This is a genomic window from Sphingomonas sp. BAUL-RG-20F-R05-02, from assembly GCF_022662305.1.
Lineage (GTDB): Bacteria > Pseudomonadota > Alphaproteobacteria > Sphingomonadales > Sphingomonadaceae > Sphingomonas.
This window is the reverse complement of record NZ_JAKNQH010000016.1, coordinates 22,419-40,894: the sequence shown is the minus strand read 5'-3', so window position 1 is coordinate 40,894 and position 18,476 is coordinate 22,419. Positions and strand designations below refer to the sequence as shown.

The 18,476-nt window shown below is 69.1% G+C and carries 11 protein-coding genes; 4 read left to right on the top strand and 7 right to left on the bottom strand.

What is annotated here, in order from left to right; genetic code table 11:
• Nucleotide 1 precedes the first annotated feature (1 nt).
• From L8F97_RS19345 to L8F97_RS19325, 5 genes are all read right to left on the bottom strand, one after another.
• Nucleotides 2-1,249, bottom strand: coding sequence for a dicarboxylate/amino acid:cation symporter (locus tag L8F97_RS19345; protein WP_242153957.1), 1,248 nt, complete (start codon nt 1,247-1,249; stop codon nt 2-4).
• Complete coding sequence (gene dgcA / locus L8F97_RS19340) at nt 1,246-2,238, bottom strand: N-acetyl-D-Glu racemase DgcA (RefSeq protein WP_242153956.1); 993 nt, start codon at nt 2,236-2,238, stop codon at nt 1,246-1,248. Before dgcA ends, L8F97_RS19345 begins: the two co-directional genes overlap by 4 nt.
• Nucleotides 2,196-3,233: an N-acetyltransferase DgcN gene (gene dgcN, locus L8F97_RS19335; protein WP_242153953.1), complete on the bottom strand. Its 1,038-nt coding sequence runs from the start codon at nt 3,231-3,233 to the stop codon at nt 2,196-2,198. Before dgcN ends, dgcA begins: the two co-directional genes overlap by 43 nt.
• A gap of 92 nt (nt 3,234-3,325) precedes the next feature.
• A complete protein-coding gene (locus L8F97_RS19330) occupies nt 3,326-4,915 on the bottom strand; it encodes an N-acyl-D-amino-acid deacylase family protein (protein WP_242153951.1) in 1,590 nt (529 codons plus the stop codon).
• Nucleotides 4,912-7,293: a penicillin acylase family protein gene (locus tag L8F97_RS19325; protein WP_242153981.1), complete on the bottom strand. Its 2,382-nt coding sequence runs from the start codon at nt 7,291-7,293 to the stop codon at nt 4,912-4,914. The genes L8F97_RS19330 and L8F97_RS19325 overlap by 4 nt, the downstream gene beginning before the upstream one ends.
• A 298-nt stretch (nt 7,294-7,591) precedes the next feature.
• Here L8F97_RS19325 and L8F97_RS19320 point away from each other — a divergent pair, with 298 nt between their 5' ends.
• Genes L8F97_RS19320 through L8F97_RS19305 form a run of 4 tightly spaced genes read left to right on the top strand, consistent with a single transcriptional unit; the run spans nt 7,592 to nt 14,393 of the window.
• Nucleotides 7,592-10,636 carry a TonB-dependent receptor plug domain-containing protein gene (locus L8F97_RS19320; RefSeq protein WP_242153949.1) on the top strand — a complete coding sequence of 1,015 codons (3,045 nt, stop codon included), beginning with the start codon at nt 7,592-7,594 and terminating at the stop codon, nt 10,634-10,636.
• Nucleotides 10,633-11,889, top strand: a complete 1,257-nt coding sequence (locus L8F97_RS19315) for a dipeptidase (RefSeq protein ID WP_242153947.1) — start codon at nt 10,633-10,635, stop codon at nt 11,887-11,889. Before L8F97_RS19320 ends, L8F97_RS19315 begins: the two co-directional genes overlap by 4 nt.
• A gap of 9 nt (nt 11,890-11,898) precedes the next feature.
• Nucleotides 11,899-13,392: a permease gene (locus L8F97_RS19310; protein WP_242153945.1), complete on the top strand. Its 1,494-nt coding sequence runs from the start codon at nt 11,899-11,901 to the stop codon at nt 13,390-13,392.
• The gene (locus L8F97_RS19305) at nt 13,389-14,393 is read left to right on the top strand and encodes a serine hydrolase domain-containing protein (RefSeq protein WP_242153943.1); all 1,005 of its coding nucleotides are present in this window, start codon (nt 13,389-13,391) and stop codon (nt 14,391-14,393) included. Before L8F97_RS19310 ends, L8F97_RS19305 begins: the two co-directional genes overlap by 4 nt.
• On the opposite strand, the gene L8F97_RS19300 is transcribed toward L8F97_RS19305, so the two are convergent.
• Nucleotides 14,390-15,217: a protein phosphatase 2C domain-containing protein gene (locus L8F97_RS19300; protein WP_242153941.1), complete on the bottom strand. Its 828-nt coding sequence runs from the start codon at nt 15,215-15,217 to the stop codon at nt 14,390-14,392. The two genes, L8F97_RS19305 and L8F97_RS19300, sit on opposite strands and share 4 nt — an antisense overlap.
• Before the next feature lie 80 nt (nt 15,218-15,297).
• Entirely contained in the window at nt 15,298-18,342 is a 3,045-nt protein-coding gene (locus L8F97_RS19295; protein ID WP_242153938.1) for a ligand-binding sensor domain-containing diguanylate cyclase, read from the bottom strand.
• Nucleotides 18,343-18,476 lie beyond the last annotated feature (134 nt).

Genomic DNA, 18,476 nt, shown 5'->3' with positions numbered 1-18,476 from the left:
CCTAGCCGGGTGCCCGCGCGGCGAACACCGCCGTGTCGAGCGCGCCCGCGCGGCGCGCCACCAGCGTGGCGACGGTGAGGTTGGCGGAGACGGAGGGCGTGGTGCGCGTCATGTCGAGCAACCGGTCGAACGGCAGCACGAGGCCGACGACCAGCGCGGTCTGCTCGGGCGCTACACCCACTGCCGACAGCATCGCCGCCAGCATGAACAGCGAGGCGGAGGGCACCGGCGCGGTGCCGAACGCGGCGAGCGCGCCGGTCAGCAGCATGACGACCAGCATGCCGCCATCGGGCGCGATGCCGAGCGCCTGAAGCGCGAACTGACCCATCAGGCCGACGTACATCGCGGTGCCGTCCTTGCCGATGCTCGTGCCGAGCGGCAGCACCGTGCCTGCAACCGAAGAGGCGATGCCGAGATTGTCCTCCGCCACGCGCAGGCCGACCGGCAGCGTCGCCGAGGAGGATGCGGTGGAGAAGCCGACCACCAGCGCATCGAGGATGCCGCGAAAGAAGCCCAGCGGCGACAGTCGCGCGATGAACGCGATCAGTGCGCCGTGGAACAGCATCTGCACCAGCGAAGCGATGACGACGCACAGCGCCAGCGCGCCGATGTTGACGAACACTGCAGCACCACCGCTCGCCACCGCGCGCGCGATCAGCGCGAGCACGCCGAACGGGGTCACCTCCATGACGATCCGCACGATGTGGAGCAGTACGGCGGCAAGCCCTTCGAACAGCGCCACCACCGGCCGCCCGGCTTCCCCCGCCGCCACCGCGCCGGTGCCAAGCAGGACGGCGGTGAAGATGACGGCGAGCATGTTGCCCTGTGCAAGCGCGTCGATGATGTTAACGGGAATGATGTCGCGCAACTGATCGGCGGCGGACACGGTGGGCCCGAGCGCATGTGGCGCGACGCCGGCCAGCACGACGCCCGCTCCGGGGCGGACGAGCAACCCGGTCGCCATGCCGATCGTCACGGCGACGATGGTGGTGAACGCGAACACCAGCACCGTGCGCCCGCCGATCGCCCCGAGCCGGCGCGGATCGCCGAGCGCGGCGATGCCGGCGGCGATCGTCACCAGTACGACGGGCACGACCAGCATCCGGATCAGCCGCACGAACAGATCGCCGACGATGGCAATGGCGTCCGCGCCGGCGGGCCATGCCGCACCGAGGATCACGCCCAGCACCAGCCCGCCGATCACGCGTTGCCACAATGGTACGGCAAACCAGCGGCGCACGATGCTCAAGCGGCTGCGCCCCAGAAGCCGGGCTGCGGCGGGTCGAGTACGCCGTCACGGTCGATCACCCTACCTGGTCGGTCCTCGCTCAGCCACAGCGGGCCGTCGAGATCGACGAACGCGGCGTTGCCGGCAAGCAGCATCGCCGGCGCGATGCCGAGCGAGGAGCACACCATGCAGCCGACCATCAGCTCGAAGCCGCGCGCGCGTGCCGCATCGGCGAGCGCGAGCGCCTCGGTCAGCCCGCCGGTCTTGTCGAGCTTGATGTTGACGTATTGGTATCGGTCGGTAAGCCCAGCCAGATCGGCGCGGGTGTGGAGCGACTCATCCGCGCACAACGGCACCCGGCTGGCGAAGCCCGCCAGCGCTGCATCCTCGCCCGCCGGCAGCGGTTGTTCGAGCAGGTCGACACGGTGCTCGACCAGCAGATCGTGCCAGCGTTCCAACTCGGCGATCGTCCAGCTTTCGTTGGGGTCGACGATCAGGCGCGGGTGCGGCGCGGCGGCGCGGACGGCGGCGATCTGATCGGCCGCGCTCCCGCGATCGACCTTCACCTTGAGGAGCGGCACGCGCGCGGCGCGAGCCGCAGCGGCGGCCATGGCATTGGGCGTGTCGATCGCGATGGTGATCGCCGAGGCAACCGGGGTGGGTGCGGCCACCCCGGCGAGTGCGGCGACGGTGGTGCCGGCGAGGCGTGCCTCCAAATCCCACAGCGCGCAGTCCACCGCATTGCGCGCAGCGCCCGCCGTGAGCAGCGCGCCAAGATCATCCCGACTTGCACCCGCCTCGATCGCGTCGGTGGCGGCGGCGATCTGCTCGAGCGCATCCACGATCGTCTCGCCATAGCGCGGGTAGGGTACGCCTTCGCCGCGCCCGATGAGGTCGCCCTGGCGCACGGTGACGGTGACGACATCCGCCGCCGTCTTCACGCCCCGCGCGATGCGGAAGGGCGCGCTCAGGCCGAAGCGGTCGTGGCGGGCGTCGAGGGTGCGAAGCATTGCAGCAGCCTATCAACGATCGGCTCGGCGCCGAAGCGATATGGGTCGGTACATGGCAGGCCGAGTGCGTCACCGGTCGTGGCACACAGCCGGCGCGCGGTATCCTCATCCAGCTTGACCGTGTTGAGCGCGATGCCGACCGCCTGCACATCCGGGCTGGTGAGCCGCGCGACCTGGAGGTTGGCGGCGAGGCATTCGGCAAGATCGGGAAGCTGGTAATGCGGCAGCCCGCGCATGCGCGCGCGCGAGGGATCGTGGCACAGCACGATCGCCGCGGCTTGCGCGCCGTGGAGCAGGCCGGTCGACACGCCGGCGAAGGAGGGGTGGAACAGCGATCCCTGGCCCTCGATCAGATCCCAGCCATCGTCGTTGCGCGGCGGGGTGAGCATCTCGATCGCGCCCGAGATGAAATCGGCCACCACCGCGTCGAGCGGCACGCCCTCGCCGGCGATCAGGATGCCGGTCTGCCCCGTAGCGCGAAAATCGGCGGTGACGCCTCGGCGCTGCAAGGCGTCGCGCATGCTCAGCGTGGCGTACATCTTGCCGACCGAACAGTCGGTGCCGACGGTGAGCAGACGCTTGCCCGCGCGGCGCTTGCCGGTGCCGACCGGGAGCGTCGCCGGGGGATCGCGCACGTCGAACAACTGCACGCCCGCCTGCGCTGCGGTAGTCACCAGCCGGGGTTCGTCGCGCAGCCGCTGATGAAGACCGGAGGCGACGTGCATGCCCTCAGCGATGGCGAGCAGCGCGTCCGCGATCAGCGCTTCCTCCAACCGACCGCCCGCATTGGCGATGCCGAGCACCAGCGTGCGTGCGCCTGCCGCATGTCCGGCGGCGGCGTCCATGCGCGGCAGGCCGAGCGTGAGCGGGCAATCGTCGTGTCGCCATTCGCCCACGCAGTCATCACGGCGGAAGGCGGCGAGCCCGCGCGAGGTCTTGATGCCGACATCGTCGTCGGAGTGCCCGAGATAGAGCAGGAAGGGTCCGGGGATCATCGCGGTCCTGTGGGAAACGGGGTGGTGCGTCCGGTGTACACCCGCGCGCCGATCCGCCAACTAACACGCGCGGGGCAGGTCATAACCGCCGGCTATGCCCCGCAGCCGGCGGGGCGCGGGCGGAGCAGCACGCGACCCGCCGCGACGCCGGTCGCGGCGCTGTCCCGCAACGCGAGCTTGCCGTTGACGAACAGCGCTGTCACCCCGACGCTCGTCACGCGCGGGTGGATATAATCGGCGCGCGGCGCGTAGCGGGCGGGGTCGATCACCACCACGTCGGCATAATAGCCGGGGCGCAGATAGCCGCGATGGTCGATCCGGTAGATGTCCGCCGTCAGCCCGCTCGACCGGCGAATGAATTCGGCCGGCGTAATGACCTTACGCTGCTGCACGTACACCCGGTATTTCTGCGGCATGGTCGCATATTGGCGCGGGTGGCCGTCCGACCCGTCCGAACTGGTCACCACCCACGGCTGCTTCATGATGAGATCGACGTCGCGGTCCGCCATGTTGAAGCTGGCAACGCCGACGCCGGAGGGGCCGGTGCCTGCTGCGTCCGGCGTCTCGAGGATGCGGATCGCGGCGTCGATCGGGGAGACATGCCACTGCGTCGCCATCTGTGCGAGCGTGCGGCCGGTCCACGGTACGCCCTCGGAGGTGAGCAGCAGCGACTCCGCGCCGCCGCGACGGCGCAGGTTCTCGGTCATCTCGGTCTTGATTCGGGCAAGCGTCGGGGCGTCCGCAAACCGCGCGAGCATCGCCTTGTAACCACCCGCAACCGCCCAGCGCGGCACCAGCGACGCATCCACGCTGGAGCCGGAGGCAAGCCAGGGATATTGATCCGCCGTCACGTCCTGTCCGGCGGCCCGCGCGGCCTCGATGGTGGCGATCAGCTCGGGGGCATGGCCTTGCAGATCGACGCCGAGCGCCTTCAAGTGCGCGATATGGACCGGCATGTGCGCGCGCTGGCCGATCTCGATCGCTTCCTTGGTGCTGGCGATCAGGCCGATCGTGTAATCCGATTCGTCGCGCTGGTGCGTGTCGTATAGCCCGCCGCGCTTGCCGGCTTCGGCGGCGACGGCCGCGACTTCGTCGGTGGTGGCGTAGCTTTGCGGGGCGTAGAACAGACCCGTAGACAGGCCCAGCGCGCCTTCGCACATGCCCTTGGCGGCGAGCGCCTTTTCCTGCGCCAGTTCGGCGGGGTTGGGGGCACGATCGGCCTCGCCCAGCACGCGCTGGCGGATCGCGCCGAAACCGACGAACGGGACGACGTTGGTACCGATCCCGCTCGCTTGCAGCGTCTGCGCATCCGCCGCCACGTCGGGTGTGCCGCCACCGTCAACGCCGGTGATGACGGTCGATACGCCCTGCGCGAGCCACGGCAGGTTGAGCCGGGCCTTGGCATCCTTGGAGCGAATGTACGTGTCCGGGTGGGTATGCGCGTCAATCAGGCCGGGCGCGACGATCTTGCCGGTTGCGTCGATCACGCTCGCAGCGGCGGTGCGTCGGGCCGGGCCGACATAGACGATGCGGTCGCCCGCGATCTCGACCTGTCCGGTCATCGGCGGGGTCTGCGCGCCGGTGTAGATCGTGCCACCCCGGATCACGACATCGACCTTCGCCAGCGTAGACGGCGCAGCACCGACCAGCAGCAGCGCGGCGAGAATGGGCAGGCGTGTCATGGTCGGGATCCTTCAGGGGTGAGGGTGAGGCGGGCGACCGCGTGCGCCGCGACGGCGGCGCGGCTGTACAGCATCGGCTGAAGCTGGCCGACGCTCCACGTCGCGACCTGATCCTGATAATGCGGCGAGCGCGGGTCGTTCGACTGGCCGGGCAGGTTGAGCATCAGCGAATTGTCCCATGCCCCTACGTCGATCACCTGCAGGTAGCTCGCGCCGCCTCCCGCCGACCAGCCGGGACCGTTGCCGAGCCAGCGCGCCTGCACGGTATAGCTGTCGCCGCCGGTCGGACCGACCTCGATCGGCGGAAAGGCGGCGGCGATCGCGGGGATGCGCGCGAGCGGGTGCTGGATGCGCAAGGTATGCAGCGTGCCCCAGCGCCACTGCGCCGGATCCGTGCCGAGCTGCGCCTGGGCCGAGCGCCATGCGGCGACGAGGGCGGCATCGAACATCGCATCGCGCGCGGCAGCCGGGTCGGCGCCGAGCCGTGCGTCGGGGTGGGCGAGCAGGCCGAGCAGCACCGATGGCCCGATCGACGTCACGATTGCCTTCGCCCGCTCGGGCACGATCAGGTCAAGCATCCGGTGGCCAAGCTCGCGCCACAAAATCTCGAACAATGCCGCCGCGCCGCTCGCCGCGTCGAGGCGACAGTCCCAGCCGCGCAGCATCGTCACCGCCGGGCGCGCCGCGTCGGAAGCGGCCGCAGGCAGCAAAGCGACGAGCTGGCGCGCGGGCGTGGAGAGCGTGTCGTGCTGAAGCGCAACGCTGTCGGCAAGCGTGTGGTGGTTCTGGTGCGAGAGGACGTCGGCAACGCGTTGGTAGCGATAGGGGTCGCGGAAATCGAATGCGGGTATGCGGTCGGCGGGCCAATCCGGCGGCAGATTGTCCTGATTGGCGGAGGCGAACCAGCCCTTCGCCGGATTGTATTCGTGTGGCAGCGCGCGGTGGTCGCGCATCCCCGTCCAGTCGTAGCGACCGTCGCCGGGCACCGGCATCAGCCCTTCGCCACGCTTGCGCACCGGCATGAAGCCGATAACCTGCCAGCCGGTGTTGCCCGCCGTGTCCGCATAATGGAAGTTGGTGGGCGAAGGGTGGATTTTGAAAGCCTCCTGCAACCCGGCCCAGTCCCGCGCGAGGTTGATCGCAATCATCGCGAACGATCCGCCGCCGCCCGGTTGCATCGCGATCGAGGCGATCGCGGTGGCGCGGCGTCGGGCGGGATCGTGCGACACGACCGGGCCTTGCACCGCGTAGCGTAGCACCTCGGTATGCGGTGCGGCATCCTTGACCGGAATGCTGATCTCGACGCGGGTGAAGCGTTCCCAGCGTCCTGCATGCCGGTAGCGTTCGGGGTCGCTCGGGTGCAGTTCGAGGACGAACAAATCCTCCTGATCGATATGGAAGTTGGTGCGACCGAACGCGAAATGGTCGGTATGGCCCTGCATGATCCCGGCAAGCCCCGGCGCGCCGCCGCCGATCACGTCCAGTCCGGGCGCCATGAGGTGCGCGACATGGCGCGGACCGAACCCGCCGATGCCGAGATGCGGATCGTTGGCGAGGATCGGCCGCCCGCTCGCCGTACGCGACGGCGCGACGGTCCAGGCGTTGCTGCCGGCATTGGCGCGCTCCAGTCGGCCGGAGCGCTCGTCGGGATCGGTGACGGGCGTGTTCGGCCCGAACGGCAGCCGCCCGAGCCTCAGTACGCCGAGATCGTCGTCCGACACCTTCGACACGTCGAGCCCGTCCGGCACGCTGAGCGGGTGGGCGGGCATCAAGGGGGCGATCACGGCGTCGAGATCGAGCAGCCCGAGCGCTGCGAGTTGCGCACGGCGGACCTCGTCGTCGGTGTTGCCTGACGCCGCACCGCGCGCCAGCACCATGTCGCGGATATCCCAGCGGATCGGCGCGACGCCGAGGATACGGTACTCCAGCGGCAGCAGCGTCGGGTCCGCCGTCACCTCGTCGATGCGCGCGTTGATGCCGGCGATGTACGCGCGGCCGCAGGCGAGCACATCGGCGGGCACGCGGGCGAGTTCCGCATCGAGATCGCCGCGATAATGGAACAGCCGGGCCTGCGCGTCATGCGCCACGAACTCCGCGCCGAATGCCTCCGCCATGCGGCCGAGTTCGCGGCGATGCCCGAAATCGATCTGGAACAGCCGGTCGCGTGCGACGACATAGCCTTGCCCGAAGAACGCATCGGGGATCGACTGCGCGCGGATATGCGGCACGCCGTAGACATCGTCCACGATCTCGATCGCCGATGTCAGCCCGCGCACGCCCGTCCGTCGCACGCCTGCCTCTGCCGCGTGGCAGGCCGGGCCGGCGGCGAGCGCGGCGACTGCGACCGAACGCAGCAGAAAGGATCGGCGGTCAATCATCATGGGGCTTTCCTGGCTCACGCGAAGCCGTAAGGCTAGCCGCGTGCTGCGGTGCGGGGGCATGAATAGCACTGGCTAAGGCATAGCGATAAGTTATGGCATGCCGCCCATAGAGGCAGGCTATGGGGGAGTGACTATCCGGCTCTTGACGCCCTCGCACAAGACCGCTCAACCTCCCGCATTGAAGCAGGTGGAACTGACCCACAGAGGTCGGGGGTACAACAGCCGAAGTTCACAGGTGATGGAAAGCGTCGAGAAACGCGCCACGGCTGCGGGACCGGTCAGGGAAGGAACAGATATGACGACTTCGGATCAGGCCCGGCGCCGGATGGCGATGACGGTCGGGTGCAGCCTCGCGGCCTTGGTGCTGGCGGGCGCGTCGGCTGTTCCCGCTGCGGGGCAGACGACCACGCCCCCCGTGGCGGGCGCGTCGGGGCAAGAGGCTGCACCGTCGAACCGTGCGGACCTCCAGACGGAAAATCAGACCGGTGACGAAGCGCAGGAGGTTACCGTCACCGGATCGCGCGTGGCACGTGACGGTTTCCAGTCGCCGTCCCCGCTGACGGTGCTGACCCAGGCCGAAATCCAGAACCAGTCGCCGTCGAACAATATCGCCGATTTCGTCAACCAGCAGCCCGCGCTGGCGGGATCGACCCGCCCGTCGAACTCGCGCCTCAACCTGTCGAGCGGTCAGGCCGGCATCAATGCGCTCAACCTGCGCAACCTTGGCGAGATCCGCACGCTGGTGCTGGTCGATGGCCACCGCTCGGTTGGCTCGACGATTACTGGGCTGGTCGACGTCAACACCATCCCGCAGGGGCTGGTGAAAAGCGTCGAGGTCGTCACCGGGGGCGCATCCGCCGCTTATGGGTCGGACGCGGTGGCGGGCGTCGTCAATTTCATCCTCGACAAGAAGTTCGACGGGTTCCGCGTCACCGCCGATCAGGGCATCACCCAATATGGCGACGGCCACAATTATTCGGCGACGCTGACGGCGGGTACCGGCTTCGCGGATGGTCGCGGCCATATCGAGGTGGAGGGCGAATACGCGCACCGCGACGGCATTTTCCAGGTCGATCGCGACTGGAACGCGACCGGCTATGTCCGCATCCAGGACCCGAACTGGACCGCGAACAGCACCACGCCGCAGTTCATCACCACGCAGCGGCAGATCGGCGCGGCCAACTCCGCGCCCGGCGGCCTCATCACCGGCAGCACACCGATTGCCGGACGCGGCATCGCTGCGAACAGCCTGCGCGGCATCTACTTCACGTCGGGCGGCCAGCCGCAGCAGTTCCAATATGGCGGGCTGACCTTCCCGTCGCCGACCGGCAGCGCCGCGCCCACGCTGACGCAGGGCGGAAGCTGGCAGGTCAACGATTCGGGTCGCAATATCGGCCTCGACCCGCAGGACGATCGCTACGGCGTGTTCGGGCGGGTGAGCTACGACGTGGCCGATCAGGTCGAAGTGTATGCGGAGGCGTCGTACAACCGGCAGCACATCCTGTTCAACGCCGGCCCGAACCTCCAGACCGGCCTGACCATCGCCGCGACCAACCCGTACCTTGTCGCGGCGCTCGGCGCTTCGCGGCTGGCCGGCATCAGCAGCGTGACGCTGGCGACCACCTCGGTCGATCTGCCGTACCGGATCGTCGATAACCGCCGCGCGGTGCAGCGGTATCAGATCGGCGCCGACGGCAAGTTCGACCTGTTCGGCAAATCGGTGGCGTGGGACGTTTACGGGCAATATGGCCGCGCCGACCTGCGCGAGCAGCTCCGCAACGTCCAGAACATCGCGCGCATCGCCAACGCGACTGCCGCCGTCACCGCACCGGCCGGCAATCCCGGCGGCTATGCGGCGGGATCGATCCAGTGCGCCATCAACGTCGATGCGGGCACCGCCAATGACGACAAGGCGTGCGTGCCGCTCAACCGGCTCGGCATCGGCGTGGCCGATCCAGCGGCGATCGCCTATGTGCTGGGCGCGCCGTACCGCGACGAGACGACCGAGCAGAAGACGGCGGGCCTCAACCTGCGCGCCTCGCCGTTCCGCACCTGGGCGGGGGACGTCAGCGTCGCGATCGGCGGCGAATGGCGCGAGGAGAGTATCCGCGGGTACGTGCCGCAGCAGTTCCAGCCGGTTTCGACCGTCAACGCGCAAGGCCGGCCGACCGTGACCAACACCTGGTCGGTCGGCAACTACCTGCCCACCAACGGCCGCTACAACGTCAAGGAAGCGTATCTCGAAACGGTGGTGCCGCTCGGCCTCGGGCTGGAGTTCAACGGCGCGGTGCGTGGCACGGACTACTCGACCTCGGGCAGCGTCGCGACGTGGAAGCTGGGCGGAACGTGGCAGCCGATCCCGGACATCCGCTTCCGCGTGGTGCGCTCCCGCGACATCCGCGCGCCCAATTTGAACGAATTGTATCAGGCGGGCTCGGCCAACAGCGATGCGGTGCGCAACCCGCTGTTCACCGCCGATGGCACCCATGGTCCCGCCAGCTACAGCTATTCGGGGATCGCGACCGGCAACCCGAACCTGCGGCCGGAAATCGCGAATTCCTGGACGATCGGCGCGGTAATTTCGCCGCGCTTCCTGAAGGGGTTCAACGCCTCGATCGATTATTGGCGGATCAAGATCGCGCAGGGCATCACCAGCTTCAGCGCACAGGACATCGAAAATCTGTGCAGCCTGGGGCAGCAGCAGTTCTGCGATGCGATCACCCGGGATGAGTCCCGCTCAACGCCAGGCCAGCCCTACCTGCTGATCCGCACCCAGCCGTTCAATGCCGCCAACCAGCTTGCGCGCGGCATCGATTTCGACACCAGCTACCGCCTGCCGCTTTCCGGCAAGACCGTGCTGACCCTGCGCGGCGAGGCGACACGGTATCTCGACAACATTCTCGACACCGGCGTGCAGGGTGCGGTCGTCGTCAATACGGTGGGCGTGAACGGGGGGCAGTCGACGACGCCGACCTGGATCTTCCGGGGCAGCGCGACGCTCGACCTGCCGACCACCTCGATCACCGTGGTCGGCCGCGGCGTCAGCGCGGGGCGGTACGCGAGCACGGGCATCGAGTGCCAGACGAGCTGTCCGCTTTCGACCACGAACGCGCCGACCTATGACAACAATCAGGTCTCGGGGCTGTTCTACGCCGACGTGAACGTGACGCAGAACGTGACCGTCGCCGACAAGGTGCAGGCGCAATTCTTCGTCAACGTCACCAACGTGTTCAACCGCGCGCCGCTGCTCGTGCCGGAGACCGGGCTCGCCGCGAACAGCACCTATTCCGACCTGCTCGGGCGGGCCTTCCGCGTCGGCATTCGCGTGCAGACGCGATGAGGCAACTGCTATTCGCCACGCTGGCGCTCGCCGCGCCGGTGGCGGCGCAGACGGAGCCAGCGCCGGGGCAGGCCGACGTGGCGCGTGCCGAACGCGTGCTCGCCCGCGCGCCGGTGGTGGACGGGCACAACGATCTCGCCTGGGAGATCGCGCACTACAATGGCGGTCGGGTCGCGGTTGTGCGGGAGAATGGCGCGGACCTGCCGCGCCCGCTCCAGACCGATCTCGCGCGGTTGAAAGCCGGCCATGTCGGCGGGCAATTCTGGTCGGTGTGGATCCCGGCGGACGTGACCGGCCCCAAGGCGGTCGAGATGACGCTGGAGCAGATCGACGTGGTGCGTCGGCTGGTCGCGGCCAATCCGGATCGCCTCGCGCTCGCCACTACCGCCGCCGACGTGCGGCGGATCGCGGCGAGCGGTCGCACCGCCAGCCTGATCGGGGTGGAGGGCGGCCACCAGATCGACGGGCGGCTGTCGGTGTTGCGCGACTACCGCGCGCTCGGCGTCGCCTATATGACGCTCACCCACACGCGCAGCCTCGACTGGGCGGATTCCTCCACCGACGATGCGGTGGCGGGCGGGCTGTCGCCGTTCGGCAAGCGCGTGGTCGCCGAGATGAACCGGATCGGCATGCTGGTCGACGTCAGCCACATCGCGGATACGACGATGCGCGCCGCGCTCGCGGTATCGAAGGCGCCGGTGATCGCCTCGCACTCCTCCGCCCGTGCACTGGCGGGCGTGCCGCGCAACATCCCCGACGATCTGCTCGCCGCGATCGGCGCGAACGGGGGTGTGGTGATGGTAAACTTCTACCCGGCGTTCCTGTCCAACGCGTGGAAGCAATGGGACGTGGCGCGTACCGCCTATGCCAAAACCCTCGGCGTGCCGGGCGACGTGTACGGCCCGCGCGCCGCCGCGCCGCTGGTCGAATGGGACCGGACGCACCCGATGCCGCATGTCACGGTGGCGACGGTGGCCGATCATATCGAGCATGTCGCCAAAGTCGCTGGGCACGACCATGTCGGGCTCGGCGGGGATTTCGACGGGATCGACGGTACCGCGCCCGAAGGGATGAACGGTGTCGACGGCTATCCCAAGGTGATCGCGGAACTCGCCCGCCGGGGCTGGAGCGACGCCGACCTCGCCAAGCTGACCAGCGGCAACATCCTGCGCGTGCTGGACCGCGCACAGGCGGTGGCCGCATCGATGGCGAACCTGCCGGCGGACGACGCCACGGACCGTGGTGCGCGCTAGCGCGGGCCGATGGTTGTGACGGTCGCCGCGCCCGCCGACGCCCCGCCGCGCCCGGCTCGGCGGCTGATGGCGATCTTCGTCCTGCTCGGGTTTTCGGCGGGGTTGCCGTTCTACATGTTCTCGACCGTGCTGTCGGCGCGGCTGGCGAAACATGGGCTGGATATTGTCCTGATCGGCTTCTTCGGGTGGGTGGCGCTGCTGCCCACCTTCAAGTTCGCCTGGGCACCGCTGCTCGATGCCTTTCCCGTGCCGGGCCTGTCGCGGCTCTACGGCAAGCGCATGGGCTGGATCATCACCGCGCAGATCGGGATCGTCGCGGCGATGGTGGCGATGGCCTACACCTCCGCCGATACCAACCTGCCGCTGGTCGCGCTGCTCGCGGTGCTGCTCGCCTTCTGGACGACGACGCTGGAGGTGGCCGCCGACGGCTGGCGCATCGAACTCGCGCCAACCGCGGCGGAGCAGGGGCCGCTCGCCGCCGCGAACCTGTGGGGGTACCGCACCGCCATGGCCGCCTCGTCGCTGGTCGGGCTGACGGTGGCGGATCGCGCCGGCTGGGTGTGGAGCTACCTCGCCGTCGCGCTGCTCGCGGCGTTGCCGCTGCCCTTGCTGCTCGGCCTCACGCCGGCCGCGCGTGACGCCCGCCAGCGCGCGGGCGCGCTGGCGGCGGGGCTGGCGGCGGTGGTGGTGTTGCTGGCCGGAACGCTGGTCGTGTTCGGTGCGCTCGGCTGGGTCGCGCTGCATCTCGCCACCGCCGCCGGCGTCACCGCGAAGAGCAACGCCACCGTCGCGGTGCTGTTGCTGTGCCTGGTGCCATTCGTGCTGATGGCGATCGCGCTGCCGAAGATCGTGCGGTTGCCGGCGACGGCCTGGGCGCGGCGTTCCACCTGGCTGGGGCCGTACGTCAACATCTTCTGGCGGTTCGGCTACCGGGTGCTGCCGCTGCTCGGCTTCGTCACCTTCTACCGGATGGGGGACGTGCTGACCCTTTGGGGCGTCAAGCCGCTCGAAATCGCCGCGCACTATGATCTTACCACCATGGGGATCGCCGACGGGTTCGTGACGACGCCGTCGAGCATGGCGGGCGTGGTGGTCGGCGCGGCGCTGGCGGTGCGGCTGCGCATGAGCCGCGCGCTCGCGCTGGGCGCGATCGGATCTGCGCTCGGCAACTGGATCTTCGTGTGGCTGTGGCATGTGCCGCCCAACCCGGTGGCGATCTATACAGCCACCGCCGTCGACCAATTCGCGCACGGCATGGAAGGCGCGATCTTCGTCGTCTACCTGTCGCTGCTGGTGAACCCGCGCTACGCGGGCGCACAATATGCGTTCCTGTCCGGCTTCGCGTTCCTGCTGCCACGGCTGCTGCAAGGTGCCGGCGGCGATATCGTCAAGAGCATTGGCTATGACGGCTTCTTCTGGCTGTCCGGCGCGCTTAGCCTGGCGGCGGTACTGTTCCTGCCGGTGATCGCCGGCGTCCGGCCGCGCGACGAGGAGACACCATGATCGACATCGATGCCGCCTTTGCGCCTGCCGCCGCCGCCGTTGCCGCCGGGCAGATCCCCGGCGCGACGCTGGGCGTGGTCACCCGCGACGGCCACATCGCCACGCGGACGGCGGGGCTGGCGCAGAAAGAGCCGGAAGCGGAGCCGCTGACGGCGGCGCACTGGTTCGATCTCGCGTCCGTATCCAAGGTGATCGCGACCACCAGCATGATCCTCACGCTCGCCGATCAGGGTCGCATCGACCTCGACCGGCCGCTGACCGACGCGATCCCCGACCTGCGCCAGTATGACGTCGCAAACGCGGCCGAGCGGCGGCTGACGTTCCGCGACTGTCTGGTCCACCGCACCTTCCTGCCGGCGGTGGAGCCGATCTACACCTATGGCGATGATCCCGCGCGGCTGCGCGCGTTCGTGCTGCAACGCGAATGGCGGCATGGGCCGGCGGTCTATTCGGACATCAACTTTATCCTGCTCGGCATCGCGATCGAACGGATCACCGGTGCTTCGCTGGCAGACTGGCCGCTGGGGCCGGATCTCTCCTTCGGGCCGCCGCCAGGGCCTGCGGTCGCGACCGAGCGGTGCGCCTGGCGCGGGCGTGTGCTGAAGGGCGAAGTGCATGACGAGAATTGCGCGGCGATGGGCGGGGCGACCGGACATGCCGGGCTGTTCGGCACCGTCGCGGGGGTGCTCGGCTTCGCGCAGCGGGTGCTGGACGGCAGCGGCCTGTCACCCGCGGCGCTTGGCGCAATCCTGACGCCGGTGAACGGCCCGCGCACCTGCGGCTGGGAGGTTCGCCATGCCGACTGGTCGGGTGGTCAGCGCTGCTCGCCCGCCACCATCGGGCATACCGGCTTCACCGGCACCGGCCTGTGGATCGATCCGGAGCGGGGGCTTGCCTGGACGTTGCTTACCAATCGCGTCCACCCGACCCGCCACCGCGACAGCGGCATCTTCACGCTGCGCCCGGCGGTCGGCGATGCGGTGATCGCGGCGGCGGCTTAGGGCGCTCCGGCGATGCTCAGCCACAGGCCGGTCGCGTCGTCGGACGGCTTGAAGCGGGCGAACCGGGTACCATCAGGGTCGTCCCCCTCGATCGCACGCAGCCGGGTCGCGAGACCGTGCAAACCATCGCGGCGCAGCGCGCGGGCGAAGTCATCCGCCGGCAGGCCGTAATCGTCGATCAGCGCGGCGAGGCCGTCGGTCATCAGCACCAGTTCGTCGCCGGGCGCGACGACGACCGCATCATAGTGGACCGCTTCGGCATGGTTCGGCTCCACGCCAAGGATGCGCCGTTCGGCGCGGGCACGGTGGCGGCGCAAGTGGTCGAGCGTCGGCGCGCTGCGGGCCGGCAGCAGCGCGAATCCGGCGGCGCGGATCGCCTCCGCCTCCTGCGTTTCGGCCGGGCTCGGCTGCGGACCGAGGCGCCGTACCAAATCGCCACGCAGGTGCAGGCAGGCACAGTCGGCAAGCCAGGCGACGTTCAGTCGTGTTTCCTCAAGCGCGACGCACAGGAAGGCGGCGCTGGGTAGTTCCCACCGTTCCAGCGGCTCGCGAAGGCGAGCGCGGTGGAAGGCGTCCAGCAGCGAGGAGAACACGCCCGCGACGATGTCCGGCAGCGCGGCCGCCGGCGAGGAGGCGAACGCGCGGTCTGCCATGGCGGCGATCCACGCGGCGCCACCCTGTTCGCCTAGCAGTCCGGGCGGCGCGAGATCGGTCGCCCCGTCGATCACCCACGCCAGCCGCATGCCCGCGCCGGCGCGATCGTCGTTGGCGACGGCAGCGCTACCGGAGAGGCTGATCGACTGCACGAGATCGAAATGCAGCATGTCGCTCTCCCTCAGACCGTGATGGCGGGATCGGCGTGGCGGTACGGGAAGTCAACCCGGATCGGCGGCCGATGAGCGGATCAGGGTACGGCCGGCGACGCGATGCGCCACGTGCCGCGTCCGGCGTTCTTGGCTTCGTACAACGCCTGATCCGCGCGGCGGTACACCACCTCCATCGCCTGCTCGTCACGGTCGACGATGACCGCCCCGATGCTGAGCGCAACGCGCAGTCTGTGCGCGCCCGCCGAAACCGGGTCCGCGAAGGTGGCGTAGAGGCGGCGGCACACCTCCCCGACGGCGTGCGCATCGGCGACATCCGCAACGACGATCGCGAATTCGTCACCGCCCAGCCTGAAGATGGTGTCGCGCTGTCGCATGGCATCGCTCAACTGATCGGCGACCGCGACCAGCAAGGCGTCACCCGTGTCGTGGCCGAGTTCGTCGTTGACTTGCTTGAAGCGATCGAGATCGATCAGCAGCAGGGCGAACGGCTGCCGGCGTGCCTGCGCGAGTTGTCGGCCGACAACCTCGCCATAGCGCCGCCGGTTGCCGAGACCCGTGAGCGTGTCGGTATAGGCGAGCTTTTCCAGCTCCGTCTGGCTGACGAGCAGTTCGGCGGTGCGCTGCGCGATAAGGTGTTCCAGTCTCCGCTGGCGGCTGCGGGCAGCGCGCATGCGCAACTGGAACAGGGCGACGACGGCAGCAATCAGGGCGAGGACGGCGAAGACGCGGAACACGGTCGTCTCGAACCACTTGCGCTGCACCTCCAGCTTGAGCACCAGCGGCGTGCCCACCGGCCGCAGCCTGCCGCCCGCAGACGGGGCAAGTGCCCACACCACCAGCGTCGACGTGCCCGGCGGCAGATTGGTGTAGCGCGCCACGCGGTGCTGCGCGTCGACCCGCGTCCAGTCCTGTTCCAGCGGCGACAGCCGGTAGGCGAAGGTCTGATCCCGGCCCGCGTAATCGAGCAGCGCGAATTCGGCGGTTACGCCGCGTTCGGCCGAGGCGATGGTCAGCACAGCGCCGGGCTGTGGCGGTGGAACGGCATGACCGCCCGCATCGATTGCGGTGAACCGCAGCGGCGCGGCGACGGTGGGGCGCGCCGGGACCGCCGGGTCGACCAGGGCCAGTCCGCCGAAGCTGGCGAACACCAGCCGGCCGTCGGGCAGAACGTCTCCGGCTCCGGTCCAGTTGGCGACGAAGGGAACGCCGTCGGCAGCCCGGAGCGGGGTGACCGTCAACGTATCGGGATCGATCCTGACGATGCCACCATCGGTGCTTGCCCAGATCGCAGCGCCTGGCACGCGGAGCAGCTTGTCGATGGTATCGTGCGGCAATCCGTCGGATCGGCCGAGGTGACGAACCGAGCGCCATGTTGCGCCGTCGCGCTGGAAGATCGTTATCCCGCCACCCAGCGTCCCCGCCCACAACCGTCCGTGATGATCGACGAGCAACGTGCTGATGTAGTTGGCCTGCAACTCCGGTGCGGCGGCGGAATGGGGTTGGAACGCAGTGACGTTGCCGCTCGCCAGATCGACGCGGTTGAGTCCGCGCGCCGTTCCGATCCACAAGGCGCCGTCCGGCGTGGTCGCCATCGATCGGACGCGAGGGTCGCTCAACATCTTTGACCATGCCACGTGTATGAGCGTCGTCGGATGGCGCACGTCGACCGCCCCAACGCCATCGCCGCCGACATAAAGCGTCGTGCCGTCGAGCAGCAGGCGCGACCAGCGCGCGGACGACAGCGTGATCGGCGGGCGGCTGTTCGCGGGCGTGAAGAACAGCCCGTCCTCACCCGCGGTGAACGCGCCGCCGCCCGGCGTGAAGGCGAAGGCGGTGACGCCACGCCGCGCGCCGGGCACCGTCGATTGCCGCACCGGCGAGCCGGGCGCATTCCGGTTCGGCGTCAGGCGTCGGGCCGGGGCATCCGCCGATCCATACCAGATGCTGCCGTCCGGTGCCGCACCGACCGACCATGCCGCCTCGGGGGCAATGTCGGCGCGCGGACGCAGGATGCTGACGAGACCGAGCACACGGTGCGGAACCGGATCGACGTAGGATAACGTGGCGTCTCCCACGACCCAGATCATCCCGGAACGGTCGCGGAACAGGTGGTTGAGGCCGTTTTCAGGCAAGCTGCCGGGGATGGCGGGATCATGGGTCAGATGCCGCACGTGTCCGGACGAAGCGTCGACTTCCACAACCCCGTCCCGCGATCCGACCCATAGCTGATCGTCCCCGGCGTCGATCATCGACGTCACCACCGGCGCGCGACCATTCTGCTCGATGCCGAAGCGACGGGAGCCGCCTGCCGGATCGACCACCACCAGACCCGACGTATCGGTCGCGACCCACACCCGACCCTGCCGATCCTCGACCAGGGATTCGATCGTGCCCGTCGTCAGGCCGAGCGCGATTTCCGTAAAGCGGCGGCTGCCCCGCTCGCGCCGGAACAGACGTACCCCGCTCGCCACCCAGAGCGCACCGTGGCGGTCGGCCATCACCGCGCGGACCGTACCAGCAGGCAGACCGCTCGCGCTGCCTGGCGCAACCATCGTGACGTGATGGTCGGGACCACGAACGACCGCGAGACCACGATCGCTTCCCACCCACAGATTGCCTGCGTCGTCGTCATCGATCGCCTGCACGTGGGCGTGATCCAGCGCGGTGCGATTGGCAGGCCGGCGAAACGTCTCGGTAGCGGCGTCGTGCCACAACAGGCCTTCGGCGCTCATGCCGAGCCACAGTCGCCCACCGCGATCCGCGAACAGCGTGCTGACCATCAGCTCGGGCAGTGCGCCGGTCGCCGGGCCGGGTTCGGTGGTATAGGACTTGAACCCGACCCCGTCCCAACGCGCAAGCCCGCCGTCCGTCGCCAGCCAGATGAAGCCTTGCCCGTCCTGCGCCACCGCGCGCGGCAATCCGGCATCGGGGATGGCAGCATCCCGCGCTGCGACCTTGAAGAACAGGTCGGCGACGGATCGCCAGGGATCATGTGCCGCAACCGTGAAAACAGATGGGGCCGGAGCGAGAGGATGCGGACGATCGGGATGGACCGCGGCGGCGCCAAGCACGCTTGCGGCGGCGATCAACATCCATCCAAGACCATATCGCAGCCACCGCATCGCCATCCTATAACAGTCGCATGTTGAAGATCTTTTAAGCTGTGTCGTGATGGGCGGATCGGCGCGATTCGAGAGGATGAACGTACAGGCCTGCAACCTGGCGTCGCCCGCACCGGTTGGCTGATGTCCGATGA